The organism is Acidovorax sp. ACV02, from assembly GCF_014851475.1.
Taxonomy (GTDB): domain Bacteria; phylum Pseudomonadota; class Gammaproteobacteria; order Burkholderiales; family Burkholderiaceae_C; genus Acidovorax; species Acidovorax delafieldii.
The window spans coordinates 1-21,067 of the sequence record NZ_JACUZU010000016.1 but is presented as its reverse complement, the minus strand read 5'-3'; the positions used below and the strand labels follow the sequence as shown (position 1 = coordinate 21,067).

Genomic DNA, 21,067 nt, shown 5'->3' with positions numbered 1-21,067 from the left:
ATGTCCAATTCAGAGAACCGCAAATCTGTTCCGCGCAGCATCCTCATCTTCGGGGCCGCAGCCCACATCGGCAAGCCGCTGGCGCGCTTTCTCAAACGCGAGGCGCCGTCGATCCGGCTGCGTCTGGTCAGCAGCGACGAAGACCGCTGCGAGTCCCTGCGCCGCGAGTTTCCGCACACGGAAACGGTGGTGGCTAACTACTTTGACCAAGCCTCACTGGAGCGGGCCGTCGAGGGCATGGAGGGAATCTTCGTCATTGCGCCCAGCGGCACCGACGAGCGCCCGGCGACGACCAACCTCGTGAACGCCATCAAGCGCACCGGTTGCGCCGTGCACATTCTGCGCTGCGTGGGCATGCAGCCCGAGTCCAACCTGCGGCGCATTCCTGAATCCGTCCGTAAGCCGCCCGCGCTCGGCCTGCCGATACAGCACCCGATCGTCAAGCAGATCTTCGACGAGAGTGGCTTGCCCGTCACGTATTTGAACTTCGGAGCGACGTTTTTCGACAACTTCTTATGGATGGCCGGCAGCCTGCGTCGCGAGCGCAAACTGGTATGGCATAACCGGCTGATTCCGTTCATCGACCCGCGCGATATCGCCGAAGTGGCCGGGCGCCTATTCCTGTCAGACAACCACCGCCACATCGGCCAGTTCCACACGCTGAATAATGGCCATGACCTGATGCGCTTTTGCGACGTCGCCAAGGTGATGACCGAGGTATTCGGCGAGACCATCACACATGACGGCAGTAAGGAAGCCTTCTTTACTGAGTACGCCGGCATGGGCGACCGGCGCGACGTCTTGTGGAACTTTTTCGAGTACGAACGTGAGAACGAGGTGGTCTGGGCCCGCAACGACTTCGTCGAGCGAATGCTTGGGCGAAAACCGATCACAATGCGCGAATGGCTGCGGGAGAATGCCAAGGAACTGCTTGACTTGGACGCATCTTCGGAGCGCCATCAAGCCGCGGCAGCGGGATGAACCGACGGCCAGCAACACGCCGCGGATGGTCCTTTTCTTGCTGGCAGCTACGACGGCGTCTGGGACTCAGCGTGCCTGCTCGCATCGTATTGCGGCTGGATCGGCCCAGCGAGGACGGCGACAGCATCATTCCCCTGTTGAGCAACCTGTCAGACCACGCGTTGCAGGCCCCCGAGATTGTCAGGCTGTACAGGCGCTGCTAGAAGATCGTGGCGAGGTTCCAGCGGCTGGAGTCGGTGTTCAAAAGCGAGGATGCCTGGCTGAGCCAGCCCCGCGTGACGTCGCTGGCTTTAGTACGTGACTTTGTCCCGGATCCTTAAGCTTGAGCGGGCTTCGCGCCTCCTCAGACGTTGTGATTTGCAAGGACAAGGCTTTGATGACGGTGCGGATGCGCTGGACCCGGGCCGCGTTGCTTTGTGCGAGCTCTCAGGGCTGTCCCACAAGTCCCCCATGCCCGCCCGGACGTTACAGCCGATGTCGGCGGCAACCGTGGCAGGCGGGTCTGATGCTGGCCGACACCCAACACGGACCGCTCGCAACCGCTTCCGAACAGCCGGTCAGCGGTCTGGCGCATGTGCATCAGGTCTTCGAAATGGCCCGCCAATGCTGTCTCGCAGCCCGAACACCGAGCGGATCAGCAGCAGTGGCTTCAACAGCGCCCGGTCCAGGAAGTGGGCGACAGCGTACAGACGACCGACGTCGTAGCACTCGATCTAGAAGCGGATCTGATTCATCGAGCCCATGTTGAGCTACTCCACTTCGGGTTTGAGTTGCAGCGTCGGCTGCAGGCGTTCCACCACTCTCATGGTTAGCGCGCCGCCGGTGGTCAGGTTGATAGACACGTATGACGCCTCTTTGATCCGAGCCACAGGCTGGCGAAAAAGGGCTGGGTCCTGCGACGCGCGGCCAGCCACGCTCAGGGAGTCAGGAGTCAGCGACCCCAGCACCTCAAGGAGGTTTTGGGGCTTCTATGTCTAGTCGAGCGCTAGTACCCATCGTTGCTCGATAAGCGCGCGGCGAACACACGTTGCGCGAGCAGCAGATCCTGCTGCGGTTAAGCAGTGGCGACGGGCGGTTGCCAGATATGGGGCAGCAGTTGGTCGATGTCACGCGCCTTTTGAGTAGGCAGGCGCGTGAGCACGTCCTTCAGATAGGCGTAGGGATCGTGACCGTTGAGCTTTGCCGATTGGATCAAGCTGGTGATCGCGGCTGCGCGTTGGCCAGCCAATAACGTCCCGGCGAACAGCCAGTTGCGCCGTCCTGTGGCCCAGGTCCTAATCTGCTGCTCGTCATGGTTGTTGTCGATGGGCAGTGCCGGATCGTCCAGGTACCGCGTCAATGCCGCCCAGCGCTTGAGGCTGTAGTCGATCGCCCTGGCCGTTGCACCGCCGTCCACAACCTTCGTTCGCTGGGCGGTAAGCCAGGCGTGCAACGCCAGCGTGATCGGCAGGGCACGCAGCTGGCGCTGTTCGAGCCGCTGTTCGGGCGTCATGTCTTTCACTTCGCGTTCAATGCCGTACAGCTGGCCAATGAATTCCACCGCCGTCGCGGCGATCACACTCTTGTCGGTTTTCACCAGATCGATGAAGTACCGACGCGCGTGCGCCATGCAACCCGCTTCAGTGATCCCGCGTTCCCACAGCGCCTTGTACCCGCCGTAGTCGTCGCAGACCAGGCTATCCTTCCAATCTCCGAGGAAGTTTCTCGCATGCTCGCCGGCGCGGCTGATCGTGAAGTCGTAGACCACCGCCCGCAAGGGCTCGAAGGCCCCTGCCGCATAGGCCCAGAGGTAGGCGCGATGGGCTTTGCCCTTGCCAGGCGCCAGCATCGCCACCGGAGTCTCGTCTGCGTGGACGACAAGGCAAGCCAACACGTGACGCTTAAGTGCATCCACCAGCGGCTGCAGGCGCACGCCGCAGACGCCCACCCTTGCAGCCAGGGTTGAGCGCGGGATGGCCAGACCAGCACGGCCGAAGATCGCTTCCTGCCTGTAAAGCGGCAGATGATCCGAGTGCTTGGCCACCAGCACGTGCGCCAGCAGGCCGGCTGTAGGGGATTCCTTTGTCGATGATCTCTGGGGGAAGGGCGGCCTGCGTCATCGTGCGACAGCCGCGGCACGCCCACTTGCCGCGCACATGGTTCTGTACGGTGAACACGCCGGGTGTGTAGTCGAGCTTCTGAGTGACGTCCTCCCCAACGCGCTGCAGCACGCAGCCGCACGCGCATGTCGTGGAATGCGGCTCGTGGCTGATCTCGACGAGGCAGGTCATGCGGGAGCGCCGTGCGCTTTGGGTGTGCTTGCTTCTTGTCGACTGGCGGCGGCGTCTGGAGTGTTTCAAGCTCGGCTTCGAGCGCCGCGATGTCGGCATCCACTGACTCGTCGAACAGCGCCTTCTGCTGCGCATTGAGCTGCTCGCTGCTGGCACTGAACTTCATGCGCCGCAACTGCGCTATCTCGTAGGCGAGCTTCTCGATCTTGGCGTCACGCCAGTTGATCTCGTGCTTGCTGCGCTGCACCTGCTCCAGCAGCCTGGTTGCAAGTTCACGCAGTTCGCTCTCGCCCAAGGCGCTCAGCTGTGAGGGATCGATCTGCGAGACGTCAAGCATCGGGACCAGTATCACCAAGCGCAAGCACACCGGCCATTGGAAGATCTACGGATTGCCCAGAACCTATCCTCCCGTGCCTACACTACGCTGATCACGCCCGCCTCTCCCAAGCGATGCCAAGGCAGGCCCAGGACGAGCGCATCAAGCTGCTCACGGGTGAGCGACTGAGGTGCGCCACACCCGCCCCCAGGCCAGACGAAGCGGCCTTGATGCAGCCGTCGTGCTGCCAGCCAGATGCCGATGCCATCGTGGACCAAGACCTTCAGCCGGGTCGAGCGCTTGTTGGCAAATACGTAGGCATGGTGCGGACGCGCAGCGCCAAAGACCTTCACAACCCGGGCAAGAGTTGTATCGGTGCCAGCGCGCATGTCCAGCGGCTCGATACACAGCCATACCGCTTCGACGCGAATCATCGAAGCCAGTCGCTCAGCCAAGCTGCGCAATCGCGGGCGGCGCTGGCAGGCCAAACCACCGTAACGGTAGTGCCACCTCGCTGCAAGTCGATGCGGATGTCACCTTCAACGGTCGCTGCGGGCAGCGCAAGCGGCACGAACGTCGGGCCCGGCATCGGCACTTCGCGTGCAGGTTGCACATCCTTGGGCTTCGCTGGCAAGGCATGCTCCGCGTCGATCACCCATTTGCGCAGCATGTTCGCGTTCAAGCCATGTGCCAACGCCACTGCGGCCATCGATACGCCAGGGCGCATGCACTCCTGGATCACCGCCTCCTTGAACTGCGCGCTGTGCCGTCGCCGGCGAGGCCGCCCCATCAAATCCATTCCGTAAGTGTCCATCTGTCCGCCTAAGTTAAGCGGACACGAGCTCCTACATCGTCGCTGCCATATCAACGTGTGTTCGCTGCCCCCTTACGTTGCTCGGATCTCGAGCCGCTTTCCAGTCGTAAGATCGCTGCGGGCTATGACATCCGCAGTCCCAACCAGATCGTGGTCTGACGACGCAATCTTGATCGCCGTACCCTTAGGTTGTTGGGGCCGCCTGGGCTCGCCAGGCAATCTTGATCATTCGGTTATTGATTGAGCGGCACTTCGCTTCCGCGTAAAGCTTGCAGTACAAGATGAGATAGAACTCCGATCGCGGTTTCGTCGTCGATGAAGCGATCTGGAAAATCGCCCGTCGCTGCTGTCCAGTTATAGCAAGCGTATTCGATCATCGACGTGACAGCTGAGGCGACAAGTTCTGGGTCCAGGCCCACGCTACCGCCGCTCTTCTGGGCTGCGCGCACGACAGCGGCGAATCCACGAATGCCTTGCTGGCGAATGTTGTGCCATGCGCGCGCGAACTGTTTGTCGGCCATCGACATCTGGAAGGCTGCTGTAGCTATGGGCCAATCCTCGCGATAGATCCGCCAGAACGTACGAAGTCGATTCTCCAAATGCGCTGAGGGATCCTCGTCAGCTCGTAGCGGAGCGTTCACTTCAACTCGAAGACGGTGCTGAAAGACCGCAAGAAGTTCGTGCAACAGTGCTTCTTTGCTTTTGAAGTGCACATAGAACGCGCCTGGTGACTTGCCCACTGCGGCCATGACATCCGCGACCTTCATTCCGGCAAAGCCATCAATCGCTATCACCCGTTTCGCGGCTTGCATGATGGCAGTGCGCGTCAGCGCCCCCTTCGTTACTCGCGGCGAGGGCTCATTCAGTTCTGAATCGTCATTCATGTGCGAAATTTTGGCATGTGGCAGTAGGTCGTCCAGCCGTAATCATAGTGTAAACACTTAGGCAAGACCGTCTTTACAAAAAAAATGAATTGTGATTTACTTCGCATGTTTTCGAGATCTCGCGTGAAAAAGCTCATGTAGGAACCAATTTTCGGCCGCTCCAGTGAAGGTGAACGGAGATTCACTTATGAGTGGTGAATTGCTCGGTTCGATGCTTGGCATTGCCGGTCTTTTCTTGGAACGCGAGATCGGAAGTGCCGCGGCGGCCTTGCTGGGGCAACTAGATGACGAAGAGCCATCAACCACCTTTCTGGAGTACTCATGCCAAACAGCTTCGTCAACACCTGCGGAGGTCGTGCAGCGGCAACGCTGGACTCTGTGCCAGTGTTTGATCCCGCCACGCTAGAGGTTGTGGCCAACGTGCCGAACTCCTCGTTAGAGCAGCTAAATGAAGCTGTGCTGGCTGCTCGCGCTACTATGAAATCGGCCTGGGCTAACGATGCCGCGCTCAGACGCGAAGCCATTGGCAAGTGTGCAGACCAACTGTTGAGCAACGAAGAAGAATTGGCCAAATTGCTCAGCCGAGAGCAAGGCAAGCCGCTCATGGCGGCACGTAGAGAGATAGAGACCGGGCATCGGCTGCTGCGCTACTTTTCGACGTTAATCGAAGCCGACAAGGTCATCCGGCAAAACGAAGACGGATTGATTCGCGCGATACGGGCACCCATCGGCGCAGTCGGTCTCATCGTGCCTTGGAATTTTCCTGTGACCATTCTGATGATGAAGTTGGGCCCGGCGTTGTGGGCTGGGAATTCGGTAGTGGTCAAGCCGGCGCCATCCACACCCTTGACGACCTTGCGCATTGCTCAGCTGTTTGCCCAGGTGCTTCCCCCCGGAATCGTCAACACCGTTACTGGAAACGGAGACATTGGTCAAGCGCTGGTCAAACATGACGGTCTTGGAAAAATTTCCTTTACTGGATCGAGCCCGACTGGAAGACGCGTCATGGCGACAGCTGCAGAGTCGTTGAAGCGCCTGACCCTCGAACTCGGGGGTAACGACGCAGCGATCGTCTTACAAGATGCGGATCCTGCAATGATCGCACCGCGCCTATTCGCCAATGCCTTCGGCAATGCCGGCCAGTTGTGCTGCGCGATCAAGCGTCTGTATGTTCATCGTCGGGTCCACGATGAAGTCGTGGAACGTATGACTGCTATTGCTGCGGGTTGGCGGGTTGGTCACGGCTTGTTGCCGGACACGCAGATGGGTCCTCTGCATACAGCAACTCAGCGAGACCACGTTCGCGACCTTTTGGCTGATGCGAAACAAAGGGGGGGGCGCGTCCACACTGGTGGAGAGGCGATTGACGAATGGCCGGGTCACTTTCTGCGTCCAGCAATCGTCAGCGGTCTCGCGGACGATTCCCGCCTGGTTGCCGAGGAGCAGTTCGGGCCCGCGCTGCCCATTCTCGCCTTCGACGATGTTGATGAGGCCGTCGCGCGAGCCAACGCATCACCGTATGGTCTCGGTGGCTCTGTTTGGTCAGGTGATCCGGATGTTGCCGCTCAAGTGGCTTCACGCCTGGAGGCCGTCAACCTGTATGTCAACCAGCACGCAGTTCCGCCTGACCCGGAAATCCCTTTTGGCGGGAGCAAGGCCAGTGGGTTCGGCTACGAACTCGGCGAGTGGGGCGCAGACGACTTCAGTGTGCGCAAGGTCCTCAATGTACCAAGAGGTGTGCTGGCATGAGGACTATGCGTGCGGCCATTCAATTCAGGCCGGAGGCGCCTTTGGAGGTCGTCGATGGGGTTGAGATCGACGACCCGGCTCGCGGTGAAGTGCTAGTGCGCGTAAGCCATTGCGGCGTCTGTCAGTCAGATTTGGGGATCGCCGCAGGAAAGCTTCCCTATCCATTTCCCGTCATTCTTGGCCACGAGGCGGCCGGGTCTATCGCAGCCGTTGGCGAAGGCGTAGATGACTTGAAGGTGGGAGATCGCGTAGTTCTTTCCATGAAGGCGCCTTGTGGAAACTGTGCCAGTTGTCTGTCCGGCCAGCCAGTGATGTGCGACCGATCAGGTGGGCCGCTCAGCCCGTTGGATCGAGCGGCGGCGCTTCCGCGGGTGCGGCTGCGAGGAGCGCCGATCACGCGCGGCCTGCGTCTTGGCGCTTTTGCCGAATTCGTTCTAGCCGAGCGGAGCGGAGTTGTCGCTGTGCCCGAAGGTCTGCCTATGTCGCAGGCATGTCTAGTCGGTTGTGCCGTGCAAACCGGACTCGGGTCGGTGCTGAATGTCGCCCAGGTGAAGGGTGGCGACATTGCAGCGGTCATCGGGACAGGTGCTGTTGGCTTGTCGCTTATTGGAGCCCTTCGAGTCGCAGGCGCACGCGAGATCATCGGGGTCGAAGTTCACGCGCAACGTCGAGAAAGCGCAATTTCGTTTGGTGCTGACAGTGTTCTGGACCCTACGACGCCCGATTTCGAGTCGGCCCTCACCGCGCTGGTTGCCAAAAAGGGGGGCTTCGATCACGTCTTCGACGTTGTTGGCAGCGCGCAAACCTTGGCATATTCCTCCAAGCTCGTCCGTAAGGGAGGCGCTATCACTCTCGTTGGGGTCTCCCCCGTCGGATTGCCGCTTGCCATTCCGGCTTTGGACATCGTGATGCGCCAACTCACCGTGCGCGGGTCGTTCCTCGGCAACAGCCATCCGCAACGGGACCTGCCGCGCTATCTCGACCTGTGTTGCGGCGGACGCTTCAATCTTAGCGCTCTGCTTACGCGTCTTCGCCCCCTAGAAGAAATCAACGAGGCATTCGATGACTTGCGCCAAGGCGTAGGCATTCGGACCGTGCTGACGCTCTGAAGCACGAAATAGGTCTATTTGAAGCTCAACAACGAACTGGAGACTGACATGACGAAAAGCAATCCATCCCGCCGTTCCATGATCGCCACGCTGCTTTCTGCGGCTGCACTACCCGCCTTGGGTCAATCCGATGAATCTTCGACGATTGAGTGGGTGGTGGGGTTTCCACCGGGCGGTGGTGCCGACGCGAGCTCGCGAATTCTTGCGGAGCTTATGTCCAAGAACCTCGGCCGAACAATCATCGTGACAAACAAGCCTGGCGCCAGCACGCAAATTGCTGCGGACTATGTTGCCGCAGCCAAGGGCGGCAACATGATTTTCACTGCCGACTTCTCCACGCTGGCTACGAACAGCAGCCTGTTTCCGAAGCTTCGCTACTCTCCTGATCGGGACTTCATCGTGATCGGCATGCAGGCCCGTACTCCGATGGTTCTTGTGGGATCAATGGACGTCCCCGCGAACAATTTCAAGGAGCTTGTCTCTTGGGTGAACAAAAGCCCCCAAGAGTTGTCCTACGCATCCGCAGGCCCAGCCACTCCACACCACCTTGCAGCTGAGTTGTTGAAAGCCCAAACGGGCCTGAAGCTAGCGCACATACCCTACAGAGGTGCAGCGCCAGCAATTCTAGATGTGATTGGAGGGCAGATTCCACTTGGCATGGCTGATTTGGCGACTGCCCGTCAGTACATCATTGCAGGGAAGATCAAGGCGTTCGGTATTTCTAGCGCAAAGCGTTCTCCGAACGTCCCCAACGTTCCTACATTTATCGAACAGGGTCTATCCGAATACGAGACCTATGCATGGCAAGCCGTCGTGGTGCCTTCGAAGACACCTTCGGCGCAAGTCAGTCGCTTTCGCGAAGCCCTGGTCGCGGTGCTCGATGGCCAGGCTGTCAAGGAGCGTTACGACGCCCTCGGAATCGAACGCATGTTGGGCAGTCGCGAGGAAATTGCTTCGTTCATCACGCGCGAGCAAAAACGCTGGGCACAAGTAATCAAGACCAACAACATCAAGATCGATTGACCCGGGTCGGAGATCACTAGGAGCACATCATGAACAACAGTTCTCTCAACTCGACAGCCGCGATTCAGGTACCAAACTTTGAGGCAATGTTGGATCCATATCCCGAGTACGCGTCGTTGGCCGCTGCTGGTCCGGTGCGCGTCTTGAAGAGTCACGTCGGCGTCGAGTATTACGGAATCTTCGATTCGGATCTCGCTCGTCAAGCACTGCGCGACCAGCGCATTTCGAAGTCGGCTGTGGCAATGCACAAGGCGCTGGACCGACAGGGCCTCGAGGCCGCCAGCGCGGGCTTCCCCATCTCTGCGGTGAAGGGCAGCAATTTGCTCAACACCGATCCGCCGGAGCACACGCGCCTGCGTCAGCTCGTCAACCTGTCGTTCTCGCCACGTCGCATCGAATTGCTGCGAGCGCAGGTCGAACGTCTTGTTGTGGAGGTGATCGATAACTTGCGCGGCAAGGATCAGGTCGATCTCGTCTCGGAGTTCACATACCCCATCGGGTTAACGATGATCTGCAACGTCCTTGGCGTACCGCCTGCTGACCGGGGGCAGTTTCGTCATCTCGCCACGCAATCCATGACGCCCGGTGCGTCGAATCAAGCCGACTGCAGGGCCAAGTTGCTGCAGTACCTTGCCGACTTGGTCGCTGCAAAGCGCGAGTCCATTGACCCCGAAGTCGCCCCGGACGAGCAACCAGACGTGCTTTCCGCCATGTGTGCATCTCGGCTCGCCTCCGACGTTTTGACAGATGAAGAGCTGGTGAGTATGTCCTTCTTGCTGCTTATCGCCGGGCACGAGACCACGGTGGGTTTGATAGGAAACGCGGTCATCCTGCTGGACCGGCACATCGAACAGCGTCAGAAATTGATTGCGGATCGAGGCTTGCTGCCACAAATGGTGGAAGAGGTTGCACGTTTCGACGGTCCTGTGCACCAAACCACGATGCGCGCGACGCTGGAAGACGTCGATCTTGGCGGATCGGTAATCCCCGCAGGCAATTTTGTGCGGGTGTTTCTCGCGCATTGCAACCGTGACCCGAAGGTATACAAGGATCCGAATCAATTCGACATCACCCGCAAGCCAATGCCCAACCTGGCGTTTGGTCATGGGCCGCACTTTTGCCTGGGCTCCTTTCTCGCAAAGCTTGAAGCGCAGGTTGCAATTGGTAGTTTTCTGGATGCCTTCCCGGAATATCGGCTGGTTGGAGGCACCGACGCAATCGAATGGGCAGGCACTGTGGTTCGAGCTGCGGCAAGGATCTCGGCGTCTCTTTCGGGCCGTATTCCATGACATCCAGACCTCGCACGAACTGTTGTTCACGGTCGATCAAAAAAGCATAGGAATTTACGTGCAAGCATTTATCTACGACGCCGTCCGTACCCCTCGTGGGCGCGGCAAATCTAGCGGCTCACTGCATACGCTCTCACCACTTGAACTGGCCAGCACAGTGCTGCGCGCACTCCCCGAGCGCAGTGGCTTCGATCCCGCGCTGGTGGACGAAGTGATCATGGGCTGCGTTGAAGCGGTCGGCGATCAAGGAGCCAACCTGGCTCGCTCGGCGGTATTGGCAGCGGGCTATGGAGATACGGTGCCAGGCTTCATGGTGGCCCGGTTCTGTGGCTCTGCACTGGATGCGGTCAACGCCGCAGCTGCAAAAGTGATGAGTGGCCAAGCAGGTTGCGTCGTTGCAGGCGGGGTGGAAATGAACTCCCTCGTACCGATGCTCTTCGGCACGGGTGGCCCTTCCGTTTCTGACGTCTTCTTCAACGACCAAGTTATGCAGACGCCGCAAGGTGTGGCTGCCGACCTGATAGCCACCCTGGAAGGCTTCAAGCGAAGTGATGTGGATGCATTCGCCGCAGCGTCCCATCAGCGCGCGGCAGAAGCGCAACGCGAAGGCTGGTTTCGAGGATCTCTCGTTCCGGTTTGTGATGCCAACGGCATGCTGTGCCTGGCGCAGGACGAGCTGGTTCGACCGGAAACGACTGTCGAGTCGCTCGCCAAACTGAAGGCATCGTTCTTGACCAGCGGCGAGAAGATGGGCTTCGACGCGACGGTGCGTTATCGATATCCACAGGTCGATCGCATCGACCACATCCACCACGCCGGAAATTCCTCGGCGATTTCTGACGGCGCTTCGGCAGTCGTGATCGGCAACGAAAAAGCAGGTGCCCACCTCGGCAGGTCGCCGCGTGCTCGGATTGTGGCAACCGCAAGTGCAGCAGCCGACCCATGCATCATGCTCACCGCACCCACGCCCGCTACAGAGAAGGTCCTGGCGCGGGCTGGCCTGAGCATTGGAGACATCGATCTCTTCGAGGTCAATGAGGCCTTTGCTTCCGTGGTCCTTAAGTTCATGAAGGATCTTGGCGTGCCCCACGAAAAGGTCAACGTTGCGGGCGGAGCCATAGCGCTTGGTCACCCTGTCGGCGCCACGGGCGGCATGTTGATCGGCACTATCGTGGACGAACTCGAACGCCGTGGCCTGCGCCGCGGCCTCGTGACGATGTGCACTGGCCTCGGCATGGCCGTGGCCACCATTGTTGAACTGGTCTAGGGAGTATCAAAGATGATCGACTACGAGAAGGACGCCGACGGCGTCGCCCACATCGTCTGGAACAACCCGGACAGTCCCGTCAACGTGAAGAGCGGCGCGGCTATCGCAGCCTTTGCGGCGGCGGTCGATAGGGCAATCGCCGACGAAGCCGTCAAGGGGGTGCTAGTGCGCTCGGCCAAGCGCGAATTCGTGGCCGGAGGTGACCTACTTGAACTCTATGCTGCGCGGACCTTTGAAGAAGCGAATGCTAAGGTGGATGCCATTAGCTCGTGTCTGCGGCGTATGGAGCGTTCGGGAAAGCCGTTCGTGGCAGTGCTCAATGGCTCCGCGCTTGGTGGCGGCCTAGAACTGGCCATGGCCTGTCACAGACGTGTGGCTGCTGACGACCCGCGTCTGAAGCTTGGCCAACCCGAAGTCACTTTCGGCCTGATTCCTGGCGCTGGCGGCACACAGCGGTTGCCGCGTCTGATTGGCATCGCTCCGGCGTCCAAACTCCTGTTGGAGGGCAAGCCGATCGGTGTGCAGGAGGCGCTCAAGCTAAAGCTCATCGACGAGATTGTGCAGGCGGACAAGCTGGTGGACGTCGCGCGCGCCTGGGTGCTTTCCGGGCCGGATGCGCAGCAGCCTTGGGACCGGATAGGGTTCGAGTATCCGGACTTCGAGCCGCAGTCGCTCAAGGGCCGCGCGTTCTTCTTCAATGCTTGGCCGCAACTGCGCCGCAAGACCCCCCCTGGCGACTACGCGCCGGGCGCCCTGCTGCAGGTACTGGGTCAGGGCCTAGAGCGCGAAATTGACGCCGGGTTGGCGATAGAGAAGCGCTACTTCGCCCAGGCTGTCATTTCCCCGGCGGCCAAGAACCGCATTCGCACCCAATTCATCGCTGGCAACGCCGCCCGAAAACAGAAGCGCAGAGATACAGTGACGCCTCCATTCGAGCCTAGTCGAGTCGGGGTGATCGGCGCAGGTCTCATGGGCGGCGGCATCGCCTTGGTCTGCGCGCGCGCTGGCCTACAAACGGTGTTGCTAGATCGGGATCAGGAAACAGCAACGCGTGGTCTCGAACGCATCGCCAAGACGCTAGATGGTTCTGTCGAGCGCAAGTTGATGACCGCACAGGAACGCGAGGACATCCTTTCGCGGCTCGAAGCCGGCGCAGATTACGGCATGCTCAAGGGCTGCGAAGCCGTCATCGAAGCGGTGATCGAGGTCCCAGAAGCAAAGGCCGACGTGTTCGCGCGAGTCATAGCCGCTGCCGGACCCGATGTGCTGCTTGCTACGAACACTTCCACACTTTCGATCACGAACCTGGCCAAGGGCGTCGCTCAACCAAAAAACCTCATCGGGCTGCACTTCTTTGCGCCGGTCGACCGGATGGCGCTGGTGGAAGTGATCATGGGTCACGAAACGTCAGATGCGACCATGAGCCGTGCGCTCGACCTGCTCAAGCTGCTGCGCAAGACAGCAGTGGTCGTGAATGATGGGCCAGGTTTCTATACCTCTCGAGTCGTCGCAGCGTACACCCGTGAAGCGCTGCACATGTTGAACGAGGGAATCTCACCCGCTATCGTCGACAACGCAGCAGTCATCGCGGGGTTTCCCATAGGGCCCCTGACCATGGGGGATCTGACATCCTACGATTTGCTCACAGACATCCTTGGCAGCTTGGCGCACGACGGCAGGGGGACGGCTTCGGACTCTCAAGGTGCCCTTGAGGCCGCCAAGCGCCTGGTCGCCGCCGGGCGTGTCGGCCGCAGGGGTGAGGGTGGAGTGTACGACTACCCCCCTGAAGGAAAGGTGATCTGGGAGGGGCTGTCCAAACTATTTCCGCCGGCGGCAATTCAGCCCGCAGTCACCGAGGTCGCAAAGCGGTTGCTGCATATCCAGTCGTTGGAGACGGTGCATGCGATCGACGAAGGCGTCGCCAGTGACCCGTTGGAGCTCGATGCGGCCTCCGTGCTTGGCTGGAGCTATCCAAGCTGGCGCGGTGGCGTGCTGGGTCATATCGACGACGTTGGACCGGCGCAATTCGTTGAGGAGTGCGAAACCTTGGCCGCCCGCTTCGGGAAGAGATTCGATGCACCTGCGTCGCTGCGCGATCGGGCGAAATCAGGATCGAAGTTTCATTCGAGCGGAGAGGCAGCGTGAGCGCTCTGATCATGGACAACGCAGACGAGATTCTGCGTGAGGTGATGCCCGGTTGCGTGCGCTCCTTGTCGATCACCGTCGACAATTTGGGGGAGAACGCAGCGATCCTGAGGATGCCGTCGAGTGCGGCTGCGTGCCGCGAAGGCGGTATCTTTTCCGGCCAGGCGATAGCCTCTCTCGCTGATTCAGCAATGTGCTTTGCCCTATGGTGCGATGGCCGCGGCAGGCGTCCTGTTGCCACGGTCGATCTGCACGTCACGTACATGCGCGGCCTTGCCAGCGAGAGCTTGATTGCTCATGCGGAAGTGGTGCGTTCCGGGCGTACTTTGAGCTTTGCCAAGGTGCAGATCATTGGAGCTGATTCGGGCCAGTTGGCAGCAACCGCAATTGGAACGTTCGCTTGGCCGGCTTGACCGGTCGAGCACATGGAGTTGGAGATAAGGTATGACAAGCACCACGAAACCAAAGATCCTCATCGCCGGCGGAGGCATCGGCGGATTGACGGCCGCGCTGTCGCTGTTGAAGCGAGGCTTCCCCGTTCAGGTCTACGAACAAGCCAGGCAGCTTGGTGAGGTTGGTGCCGGCTTGCAGTTGAGCGCCAACACGAATCGAGTGCTCTTCGCACTTGGCCTTCGCGCTGAGCTAGAGGCTGTCGTTTCACGCCCAAGCGGTAAACAACTGCGGCTGTGGGATAGCGGTGAAAGCTGGGACTACTTCGATCTGGGAACAGTCTCTGAACAGAAGTTCGGTGCGCCGTACTTCACCATCTATCGGCCGGACCTTATGAATATCCTGGCCTCGGCCGTCGAGGCCGCCAGCCCTGGAACGATCAAGTTGGGCAAAAGGATTAAGAACGTCAGGCAAGACGGCGAAGGAGCAGAACTGGAATTCGAAGACGGAACATCCGCCTCCGGCGATCTTGTCGTGGGCGCCGATGGCGTCCACTCAGTCGTCCGCAATCAGCTCTTCGGCGATGGCGAGCCGGTGTATTCCGGCAACATGGCCTGGCGCGGCGTGATGAAGATGGACCAGCTACCTGCGAAACTGCAGCAGTCCGCCAGTGTGCTTTGGGTAGGGCCAGGGGCACACATCGTTACTTACCCTATACGGCGGCACGAGTTGCTTAACTTCGTCGGTGTCGTCGAGAAGGCTGAGTGGACATCGGAGTCTTGGTCCCAGCAAGGCTCGGTTGAAGAATTGCACGAAGACTTTTCCAAATGGCATTCTCACGTGCACGCCCTTATCGACCAGATCGAAACCCCTTTCAAGTGGTCCCTGCGTGGACGCAAACCGCTTCAGCGTTGGAGTACGGGGCGTATCACGTTGCTGGGCGACGCTTGCCATCCCACGCTGCCATTCCTGGCGCAAGGTGCTGCGATGTCCATCGAAGACGGGTACCTGCTGGCGCGGGCCCTCGACGAGAAGTCGAACATCGGTGTTGCCTTGCAGGCCTACGATGGGGCGCGAATCGAACGTGCGAACAAGATCGTGAGCAAGGCAGAGGAAAACGGCAAGAGATTCCACAACGACGAAATGCTTGATCCCACCAAGGCGCGCGCATTCGTCAATCGAGAGTGGAGCGAAGAAAACGTCAGCCAGCGATACGACTGGTTGTATTCGTACGACGCCGAACGCATCGCGCTCTGATCAATCCAGGAAAATAAGTATGCAAAGCCTTGTTGTTGAATTGGATGCCTTTGCTCGTGCCGAGGGCAAGCGACTGCACTCCGTTCAGGGTGATACAGCTCTTACGTACTCCGAATTCGTGGCGGCTACGCATAAGGTTGCGCATGGGCTGCGTCGCGAAGGCGTGCAGCCGGGCGAGGCGATCGCAGTGTGGTCGCGCAATGACCTCCGCATGCTGCAAGCAATCTACGGTGCGCTGCGCTGCAAGGCGCTTTTCGTTCCGCTGAACGCACGCAATAGTGTTGCTGAGAACCTGGTGCTGCTGCGCCGCTTCGATTGCAAGGCCCTGTTCGTCCAGACCGGTCTGATCGAACGGGACCTGCTCGCACGCGAGGCGCCAGAACTGCGCTGCGTGGTGCCACTTGATTCCCAACTGGATTGTGGACCCGCTTTCGATGCTTGGCGCGATCTTGCTACTGACGAGCGCTTTCCCGAGCAGTTCACAAGTGGCAGCGACCCTGCGGCCATCTTCCCGACCAGTGGAACCACTGGTGAGCCGAAGGGGGTAGTGCACAGCCACCTTGGCATATCAACAATGGCGCGTGGCTACCGTGAGCTCCTCAAGATAATGTCAGGTGGCAAGCATCTGGTGGTGGGGCCTATCACGCACGTCGCGGGGGGCGTCGTGTACGCGACGACGGGAATGGGTTTTACCCAGTTTCTGCTCGATTCAACACATCCCGGCGACATTCTCGATGCCATTGAGCGCGAGTCGGTAACCTTGTTGTTCGCACCGCCGACACTGGTGTACGGAATGCTCGATGAGCAGTTAAGGAGGCCGCGCAAGCTGTCTTCGTTGCAGGTGCTGATATACGCCGGTTCGGCCATTTCGCCAGTTCGCTTGCAACAGGCGATGCGGGTATTTGGACCCATTCTATTGAATGTGTACTCCCAATCGGAGCTGATCTACCCGGTCACATCGCTGACCCGAGAGGACCATGAGCGAATTGCGGGAGGCAACGAGCACCTGCTCGCCAGTGCCGGTCGCGCAACCGCTCAGGGTGAAGTCTCGATCATGGACGATGAGGGCCGACAACTCGCCCCAGGCGAGGTCGGTGAGATCGTGACGCGCTCTCTGGGTGGCATGCAGTGCTTTATCGGGGATCCGACGGCCACGGAAGCGATGCGTGCCCATGGCTGGCACCACACAGGTGACGTAGGGAGGCTCGACGAGGAAGGCTTCCTTTTTATTGTCGACCGCAAGAAGGACATGATCATCTCCGGCGGCTTCAACGTGTACTCGGCCGAAGTCGAGGCGGTGTTGTTTGAGCACCCCGCCGTGCTGGAGGCTGCTGTAGTAGGACTACCCGATCCCAAGTGGGGCGAAGCGGTGTGCGCCGTCGTCGTGGTAAGGCCTGGTCAGTCCCTTGAGCCCGAGGCGTTGCGATCCTTTTGCCGCGACAAGCTTGGTGGCGTGAAAACTCCTAAGCAGATCGTCCTGCGCGATGTGCTCCCACGCAACTCGGCCGGGAAAATTCTGAAGCGCAAACTGCGTGACAGTCTTGCAGAACCACTGGCGTGAGCAAGAACGTTCTACTCAGTAGTCGCATTGACGGCAGCCGTGACGAGTGGTGGGCCGGGCTGCGCGCGCCAATCGTGGTCGCGCCGATGTACAGGGTGACTACTGCACGCCTGGTTTTGGAAGCGGGCGCAGCAGGTGCTGTTGCGGTGCTTCCTGCACACAACTTGGCCTCCTCGGCGGATTTTGATTCGGTCCTTTTTGACATGGCACTGGCCATCCGCGCGTTCGGCCCTGGCCAATTCGCGCCCTGGGGCATCAACCTCATCGCGCATGCCAGCAACCCGCGGTTCGTTGACGATCTGGCCATCGTCGCTTCGCACCGTTGTCCTCTTGTAATCACGAGCGTCGGGTCGCCTCGTCCTGTTATGGAGGCAGTACGAGCCTACGGTGGCCGTGTGTGGTGTGATGTGATTTCCATCGAGCATGCTCGCAAGGCTGCTGCCGCGGGCGTGGATGGATTGGTGCTTGTGTGCGCGGGCGCTGGCGGCAATACCGGATGGATCAATCCGCTTGCCTTCCTCAAAGAAGTACGCAGGTTCTACACCGGCGTTGTCGCGGTCGCCGGTGCCATAACTGACGGAGCACAGGCGTATGCGCTAAAACTTCTTGGGGCCGATCTTGCCTACATCGGGACCCCCTTCATCGCAACGGACGAGAGCGCTGCAGCTGACGACTACAAGGACGCAGTGGCCAATGGATCGCTGGACGACGTGATTCTTAGCAAGGCTGCAAGTGGTGTTCCCGCAAACCTGATGACGGCTTCTCTCAAGCGACTGGGCCTGGACCCGGCGGACGCTCCATCTCTGAATGTAGGCAGCTGGTCGGAGAGCGCAGCGTGGTCGGCCGGACACGGAATCGCCTCTGCAGGTCAGCGGCAATCCGCTCGTCAACTTGTGGAACAACTCATTCGTGAATACGCCGCCGTTTCCTCCAGCGTCGATCCAGTTCAATAACTCGGGAACACTCAAATGAAAAGTCAATTTCGCAGAAGTCTTGCCTATGTACTTCTCGCTACATTGGCGAGCCCTCTTATCAATGCAACGGCCGCCGCCGACACTAACTATCCGACCGGCCCGGTGCGTTTCATCGTGCCATTCGCCGCTGGCGGCGGACCGGACACCGTTGCTCGATTGGTCGGCCAGCGCTTGTCGGAGATATGGAAGCAGCCCGTGGTTATCGACAACAAGGTTGGCGGCAGTTCAATTATTGCGACAGGTGAAGTGGTTCGTGCCAAGCCCGACGGCCAGACGGTTCTGGTGAATATTGCGCTGCTTGTGCAGAACCCAAGCTTGCGCAGCAAACTGCCCTTTGACACCTTCAAAGAACTCACACCCGTCGTGCCAATGGCTTATGACTCGCTTTTTCTTGTAGCCTCAACCTCCACGAAGGCGCGCGACGTAAAGAGCTTCACGGAGGTCGTCAGAGCGGAGCCTGGAAAATTCGCTTTCGGAACATTCGGCAATGGATCCACAGCTCATCTGCTGATGATTGCTCTAGAGAAAGGCGCTGATCTTTCGCTTATCCACGTCCCCTACCAGGGAACGGCGCCCGTTGCGCAGGCCTTGATGAGCAGCGAGGTGCAATTTGGATTGCTGCCGTATGCGACGGCTCGCCAAGTCCTGGAATCGGGCAAAGCTGTTGCGCTTGGTGTGACGGGCTCTAAGCGCGCGGAGTCGCTGCCTCAGGTGCCGACGCTCGTCGAGAGCGGACTGAAGGGTTTCGAGGGGTCGAACTGGATCGGTCTCTTTTTGCCTTCGGCAACACCCAAATACATCGTGGAGAAGTTAAACCGGGACGTTAACGAAGCCCTACGCTCCCCTTCGATACAAGCGAGGTTGAAAGACATCGGCTCATTGCCAGGTGGCGGCTCGGTGACTGAATTCTCGAGTGCTGTCAAGAATGACTATGAGCACTACCGAGCGCTGATCCGCGCTGGCAACGTGAAGGTTGAGTAACGACCGAATTCTGCGGAAGCAAGCTCGCGGGGTTGAAGCATTTGATACGCACTGACTACGGCAATCAGCCTTGCCTGTCAGCGCCAGCGAGTGGAAGCGGATCGAATAAGCAGAGCCTGCAACCGCAGTTTTTTACTGTTAAATCTAGCTGCCAGCCGCAGCCCTATTTCTGACATTTGGAGTTAATTGTGAAAGCAACTGCGAATTTAAAGGTGCGCGTACAACGCAAGACCATTGAAGCGATCGATATTTGCACGTTCGAGCTCGTGGGTGCCGATGGTCGGAAATTGCCTGCCTTCTCCGCGGGTTCACACATTGACGTGGAAATGCCCGGAGGTATCACTCGACAGTATTCGCTTTGCAACGAATCGGATGAGACGCACCGGTATGTGATTGGCGTTCTGAAAGACCAGAACAGCCGGGGCGGTTCGCGTGCACTTCACGAAGAAGTAAATGAAGGTGACCTGCTGACGATTAGCCCGCCTCGAAACCACTTCGCACTGGCTCATGCGGCTAATCATTCCATCCTATTTGCCGGTGGCATTGGAATCACGCCCATTCTGTGCATGGCCCAGCGGCTTGCCGCCGCCGGTGAGCCTTTCGAGGTCCACTATTGCACGCGCTCACGAGAGCGGACCGCGTTTTTGGGGCGTCTAGGTTCATCAAGCTTTGCGCCGAAAGTAAATTTCCATTTCGATGATGGACCAGACGAACAGAAGTTGAAGCTTGAATCGATTCTGACGAGTCAGGCGGCGGGAGTGCAGTTGTACGTCTGCGGTCCCAAAGGCTTTATGGATGCTGTGCTGAGTAAGGCGCGTGAGCACGACTGGCCAGAGGACCAACTGCACTATGAGTTCTTCGGTGCTGCGCCAGAGAAGTCGGAGTCGGACGGTAGCTTCGAGGTGCAACTCGCGAGTTCAGGTCGTATTGTGATTGTTTCGAAGGATCAAACGGTGGTTCAAGCGCTTGAGGAAGCCGGAGTCTCCGTTGTGGTTTCCTGCGAGCAGGGCGTTTGCGGCACTTGTATGACTCGAGTGCTGGAGGGGGAGCCCGATCACAGAGATATGTTCCTGACGAAAGAGGAGCACGCCAAGAACGACCAGTTTCTGCCCTGTTGCTCGCGTTCCAAGTCAGCTAGGCTGGTCCTGGACCTTTGAGGGCGGATTCAAAAACGTAGCTTAACCCCCTGCATTTCAATTAGCAGGGGGGGAGTGCTGCAGGTTGTCCATCGGCAACTTGTAGTACGCTGCCGTCGCACATTGGCTGGCAATGCTTGTCCGCTGTAAGCCGCCGGCCACCCCATCTTGACGGAAAGCAGGCGTGCGCGGCTTGACTTCCACTATTGCCTAAGGGTGTGGCCAAACGGGGCGTAACCAGAGACTTTCTCCCGGTGACGCATTTCTCAAGCTATCGCTGCCGCATGGCTGAGACCGGGCTGGCCTTGTTCACCTTGGAAAGGCGACTGACGCTGTTGACCCGCGTTGTCGAGCGTGCTTGCGCTTAAGTCTCGCCATCCTTGTTCGCGACGAGGACGAACGAGTTTCTGCCGGCTGCCTTGGCGCGATACAGCGCAGTGTCTGCCCGTTGCATAAGCTGCTCGCCCAAGTCAGGCTCGAATGCATCGGAAGTTGCATGAAATGCGACGCCCACGCTAGTCGTAATGGCTAGTCGCAGCTCTTGAAACACGAAAGGTGCCTCCCCGACAAGCCCCACGATCTTACGAGCAACCTGTGCAGCTGCCGCTTCGTCGACCGGGCTCTCAAGCGACACAACGAACTCGTCACCAGCCAACCGAGCGACCGTATCAGTTACTCGCACGGCATCCCGAAGGCGCCGTGCAAACTCCACAAGGACCTGATCGCCGACGGCGTGACTGTGGGTATCGTTGATGTGTTGATTTCCAAGCAGAAGTGACCCACTAACCGCCAGGAGGGGATGCGGACAAAAACTTGGACTACCAGGAGGTAGTTCATGTATTCCTACGAAGATCGAATCCGAGCCGTTGAGCTCTACATCAAGCTGGGCAAGCGCGTCAGGCCCACCATACGGCAGCTGGG

18 protein-coding genes and 1 pseudogene are annotated in these 21,067 nt (G+C 59.3%); 13 read left to right on the top strand and 6 right to left on the bottom strand.

Annotated elements, in window-relative coordinates; translation table 11 throughout:
* Positions 1–981: an NAD(P)H-binding protein gene (locus IB236_RS23940; RefSeq protein ID WP_192422450.1), complete on the top strand. Its 981-nt coding sequence runs from the start codon at positions 1–3 to the stop codon at positions 979–981.
* A gap of 749 nt (positions 982–1,730) precedes the next feature.
* On the opposite strand, the gene IB236_RS24655 is transcribed toward IB236_RS23940, so the two are convergent.
* From IB236_RS24655 to IB236_RS23915, 5 genes and pseudogenes are all read right to left on the bottom strand, one after another.
* The gene (locus IB236_RS24655) at positions 1,731–1,850 is read right to left on the bottom strand and encodes a hypothetical protein (RefSeq protein WP_370539949.1); all 120 of its coding nucleotides are present in this window, start codon (positions 1,848–1,850) and stop codon (positions 1,731–1,733) included.
* Between the two features lie 185 nt (positions 1,851–2,035).
* Positions 2,036–3,588 (bottom strand): annotated as a pseudogene (locus tag IB236_RS23930) (IS66 family transposase).
* Positions 3,589–3,665: 77 nt separating this feature from the next.
* Positions 3,666–4,001, bottom strand: a complete 336-nt coding sequence (tnpB, locus tag IB236_RS23925) for an IS66 family insertion sequence element accessory protein TnpB (protein ID WP_192422449.1) — start codon at positions 3,999–4,001, stop codon at positions 3,666–3,668.
* Positions 3,998–4,381, bottom strand: coding sequence for a transposase (locus IB236_RS23920; RefSeq protein ID WP_225581349.1), 384 nt, complete (start codon positions 4,379–4,381; stop codon positions 3,998–4,000). Before IB236_RS23920 ends, tnpB begins: the two co-directional genes overlap by 4 nt.
* A 233-nt stretch (positions 4,382–4,614) precedes the next feature.
* A complete protein-coding gene (locus IB236_RS23915; RefSeq protein ID WP_192422448.1) occupies positions 4,615–5,265 on the bottom strand; it encodes a TetR/AcrR family transcriptional regulator in 651 nt (216 codons plus the stop codon).
* A 321-nt stretch (positions 5,266–5,586) separates the two neighbouring features.
* Between IB236_RS23915 and IB236_RS23910 the strand changes: the two genes are divergently transcribed.
* The 12 genes from IB236_RS23910 to IB236_RS23855 all read left to right on the top strand — a co-directional run bounded on the left by IB236_RS23910 (position 5,587) and on the right by IB236_RS23855 (position 20,167).
* The gene (locus tag IB236_RS23910; protein ID WP_192422447.1) at positions 5,587–7,014 is read left to right on the top strand and encodes an aldehyde dehydrogenase family protein; all 1,428 of its coding nucleotides are present in this window, start codon (positions 5,587–5,589) and stop codon (positions 7,012–7,014) included.
* A gap of 41 nt (positions 7,015–7,055) precedes the next feature.
* Positions 7,056–8,123 (top strand): alcohol dehydrogenase catalytic domain-containing protein, encoded by a 1,068-nt coding sequence (locus IB236_RS23905; RefSeq protein ID WP_225581348.1) that lies wholly within the window; start codon positions 7,056–7,058, stop codon positions 8,121–8,123.
* Between the two features lie 48 nt (positions 8,124–8,171).
* Positions 8,172–9,146 (top strand): tripartite tricarboxylate transporter substrate binding protein, encoded by a 975-nt coding sequence (locus IB236_RS23900; protein WP_225581347.1) that lies wholly within the window; start codon positions 8,172–8,174, stop codon positions 9,144–9,146.
* Positions 9,147–9,175: 29 nt separating this feature from the next.
* Complete coding sequence (locus tag IB236_RS23895; RefSeq protein ID WP_192422445.1) at positions 9,176–10,435, top strand: cytochrome P450; 1,260 nt, start codon at positions 9,176–9,178, stop codon at positions 10,433–10,435.
* Positions 10,436–10,493: 58 nt separating this feature from the next.
* Positions 10,494–11,702 carry an acetyl-CoA C-acetyltransferase gene (locus IB236_RS23890; RefSeq protein WP_370539947.1) on the top strand — a complete coding sequence of 403 codons (1,209 nt, stop codon included), beginning with the start codon at positions 10,494–10,496 and terminating at the stop codon, positions 11,700–11,702.
* Between the two features lie 12 nt (positions 11,703–11,714).
* Positions 11,715–13,847, top strand: a complete 2,133-nt coding sequence (locus IB236_RS23885) for a 3-hydroxyacyl-CoA dehydrogenase NAD-binding domain-containing protein (protein WP_192422444.1) — start codon at positions 11,715–11,717, stop codon at positions 13,845–13,847.
* Complete coding sequence (locus IB236_RS23880) at positions 13,844–14,260, top strand: PaaI family thioesterase (RefSeq protein ID WP_192422443.1); 417 nt, start codon at positions 13,844–13,846, stop codon at positions 14,258–14,260. The genes IB236_RS23885 and IB236_RS23880 overlap by 4 nt, the downstream gene beginning before the upstream one ends.
* A 31-nt stretch (positions 14,261–14,291) precedes the next feature.
* Positions 14,292–15,494 (top strand): FAD-dependent monooxygenase, encoded by a 1,203-nt coding sequence (locus IB236_RS23875; RefSeq protein ID WP_192422442.1) that lies wholly within the window; start codon positions 14,292–14,294, stop codon positions 15,492–15,494.
* A 19-nt stretch (positions 15,495–15,513) separates the two neighbouring features.
* The gene (locus IB236_RS23870; protein ID WP_192422441.1) at positions 15,514–17,055 is read left to right on the top strand and encodes an AMP-binding protein; all 1,542 of its coding nucleotides are present in this window, start codon (positions 15,514–15,516) and stop codon (positions 17,053–17,055) included.
* A complete protein-coding gene (locus tag IB236_RS23865; protein WP_192422440.1) occupies positions 17,052–18,008 on the top strand; it encodes a nitronate monooxygenase in 957 nt (318 codons plus the stop codon). Before IB236_RS23870 ends, IB236_RS23865 begins: the two co-directional genes overlap by 4 nt.
* 15 nt (positions 18,009–18,023) lie before the next feature.
* Positions 18,024–19,010, top strand: a complete 987-nt coding sequence (locus tag IB236_RS23860) for a tripartite tricarboxylate transporter substrate binding protein (RefSeq protein ID WP_192422439.1) — start codon at positions 18,024–18,026, stop codon at positions 19,008–19,010.
* A gap of 188 nt (positions 19,011–19,198) precedes the next feature.
* Positions 19,199–20,167 carry a PDR/VanB family oxidoreductase gene (locus IB236_RS23855; protein WP_192422438.1) on the top strand — a complete coding sequence of 323 codons (969 nt, stop codon included), beginning with the start codon at positions 19,199–19,201 and terminating at the stop codon, positions 20,165–20,167.
* 343 nt (positions 20,168–20,510) lie between these two features.
* Here the strand turns inward: IB236_RS23855 and IB236_RS23850 are convergent, their stop codons facing one another.
* Positions 20,511–20,858 (bottom strand): diguanylate cyclase domain-containing protein, encoded by a 348-nt coding sequence (locus IB236_RS23850; protein WP_370539948.1) that lies wholly within the window; start codon positions 20,856–20,858, stop codon positions 20,511–20,513.
* Positions 20,859–21,067 lie beyond the last annotated feature (209 nt).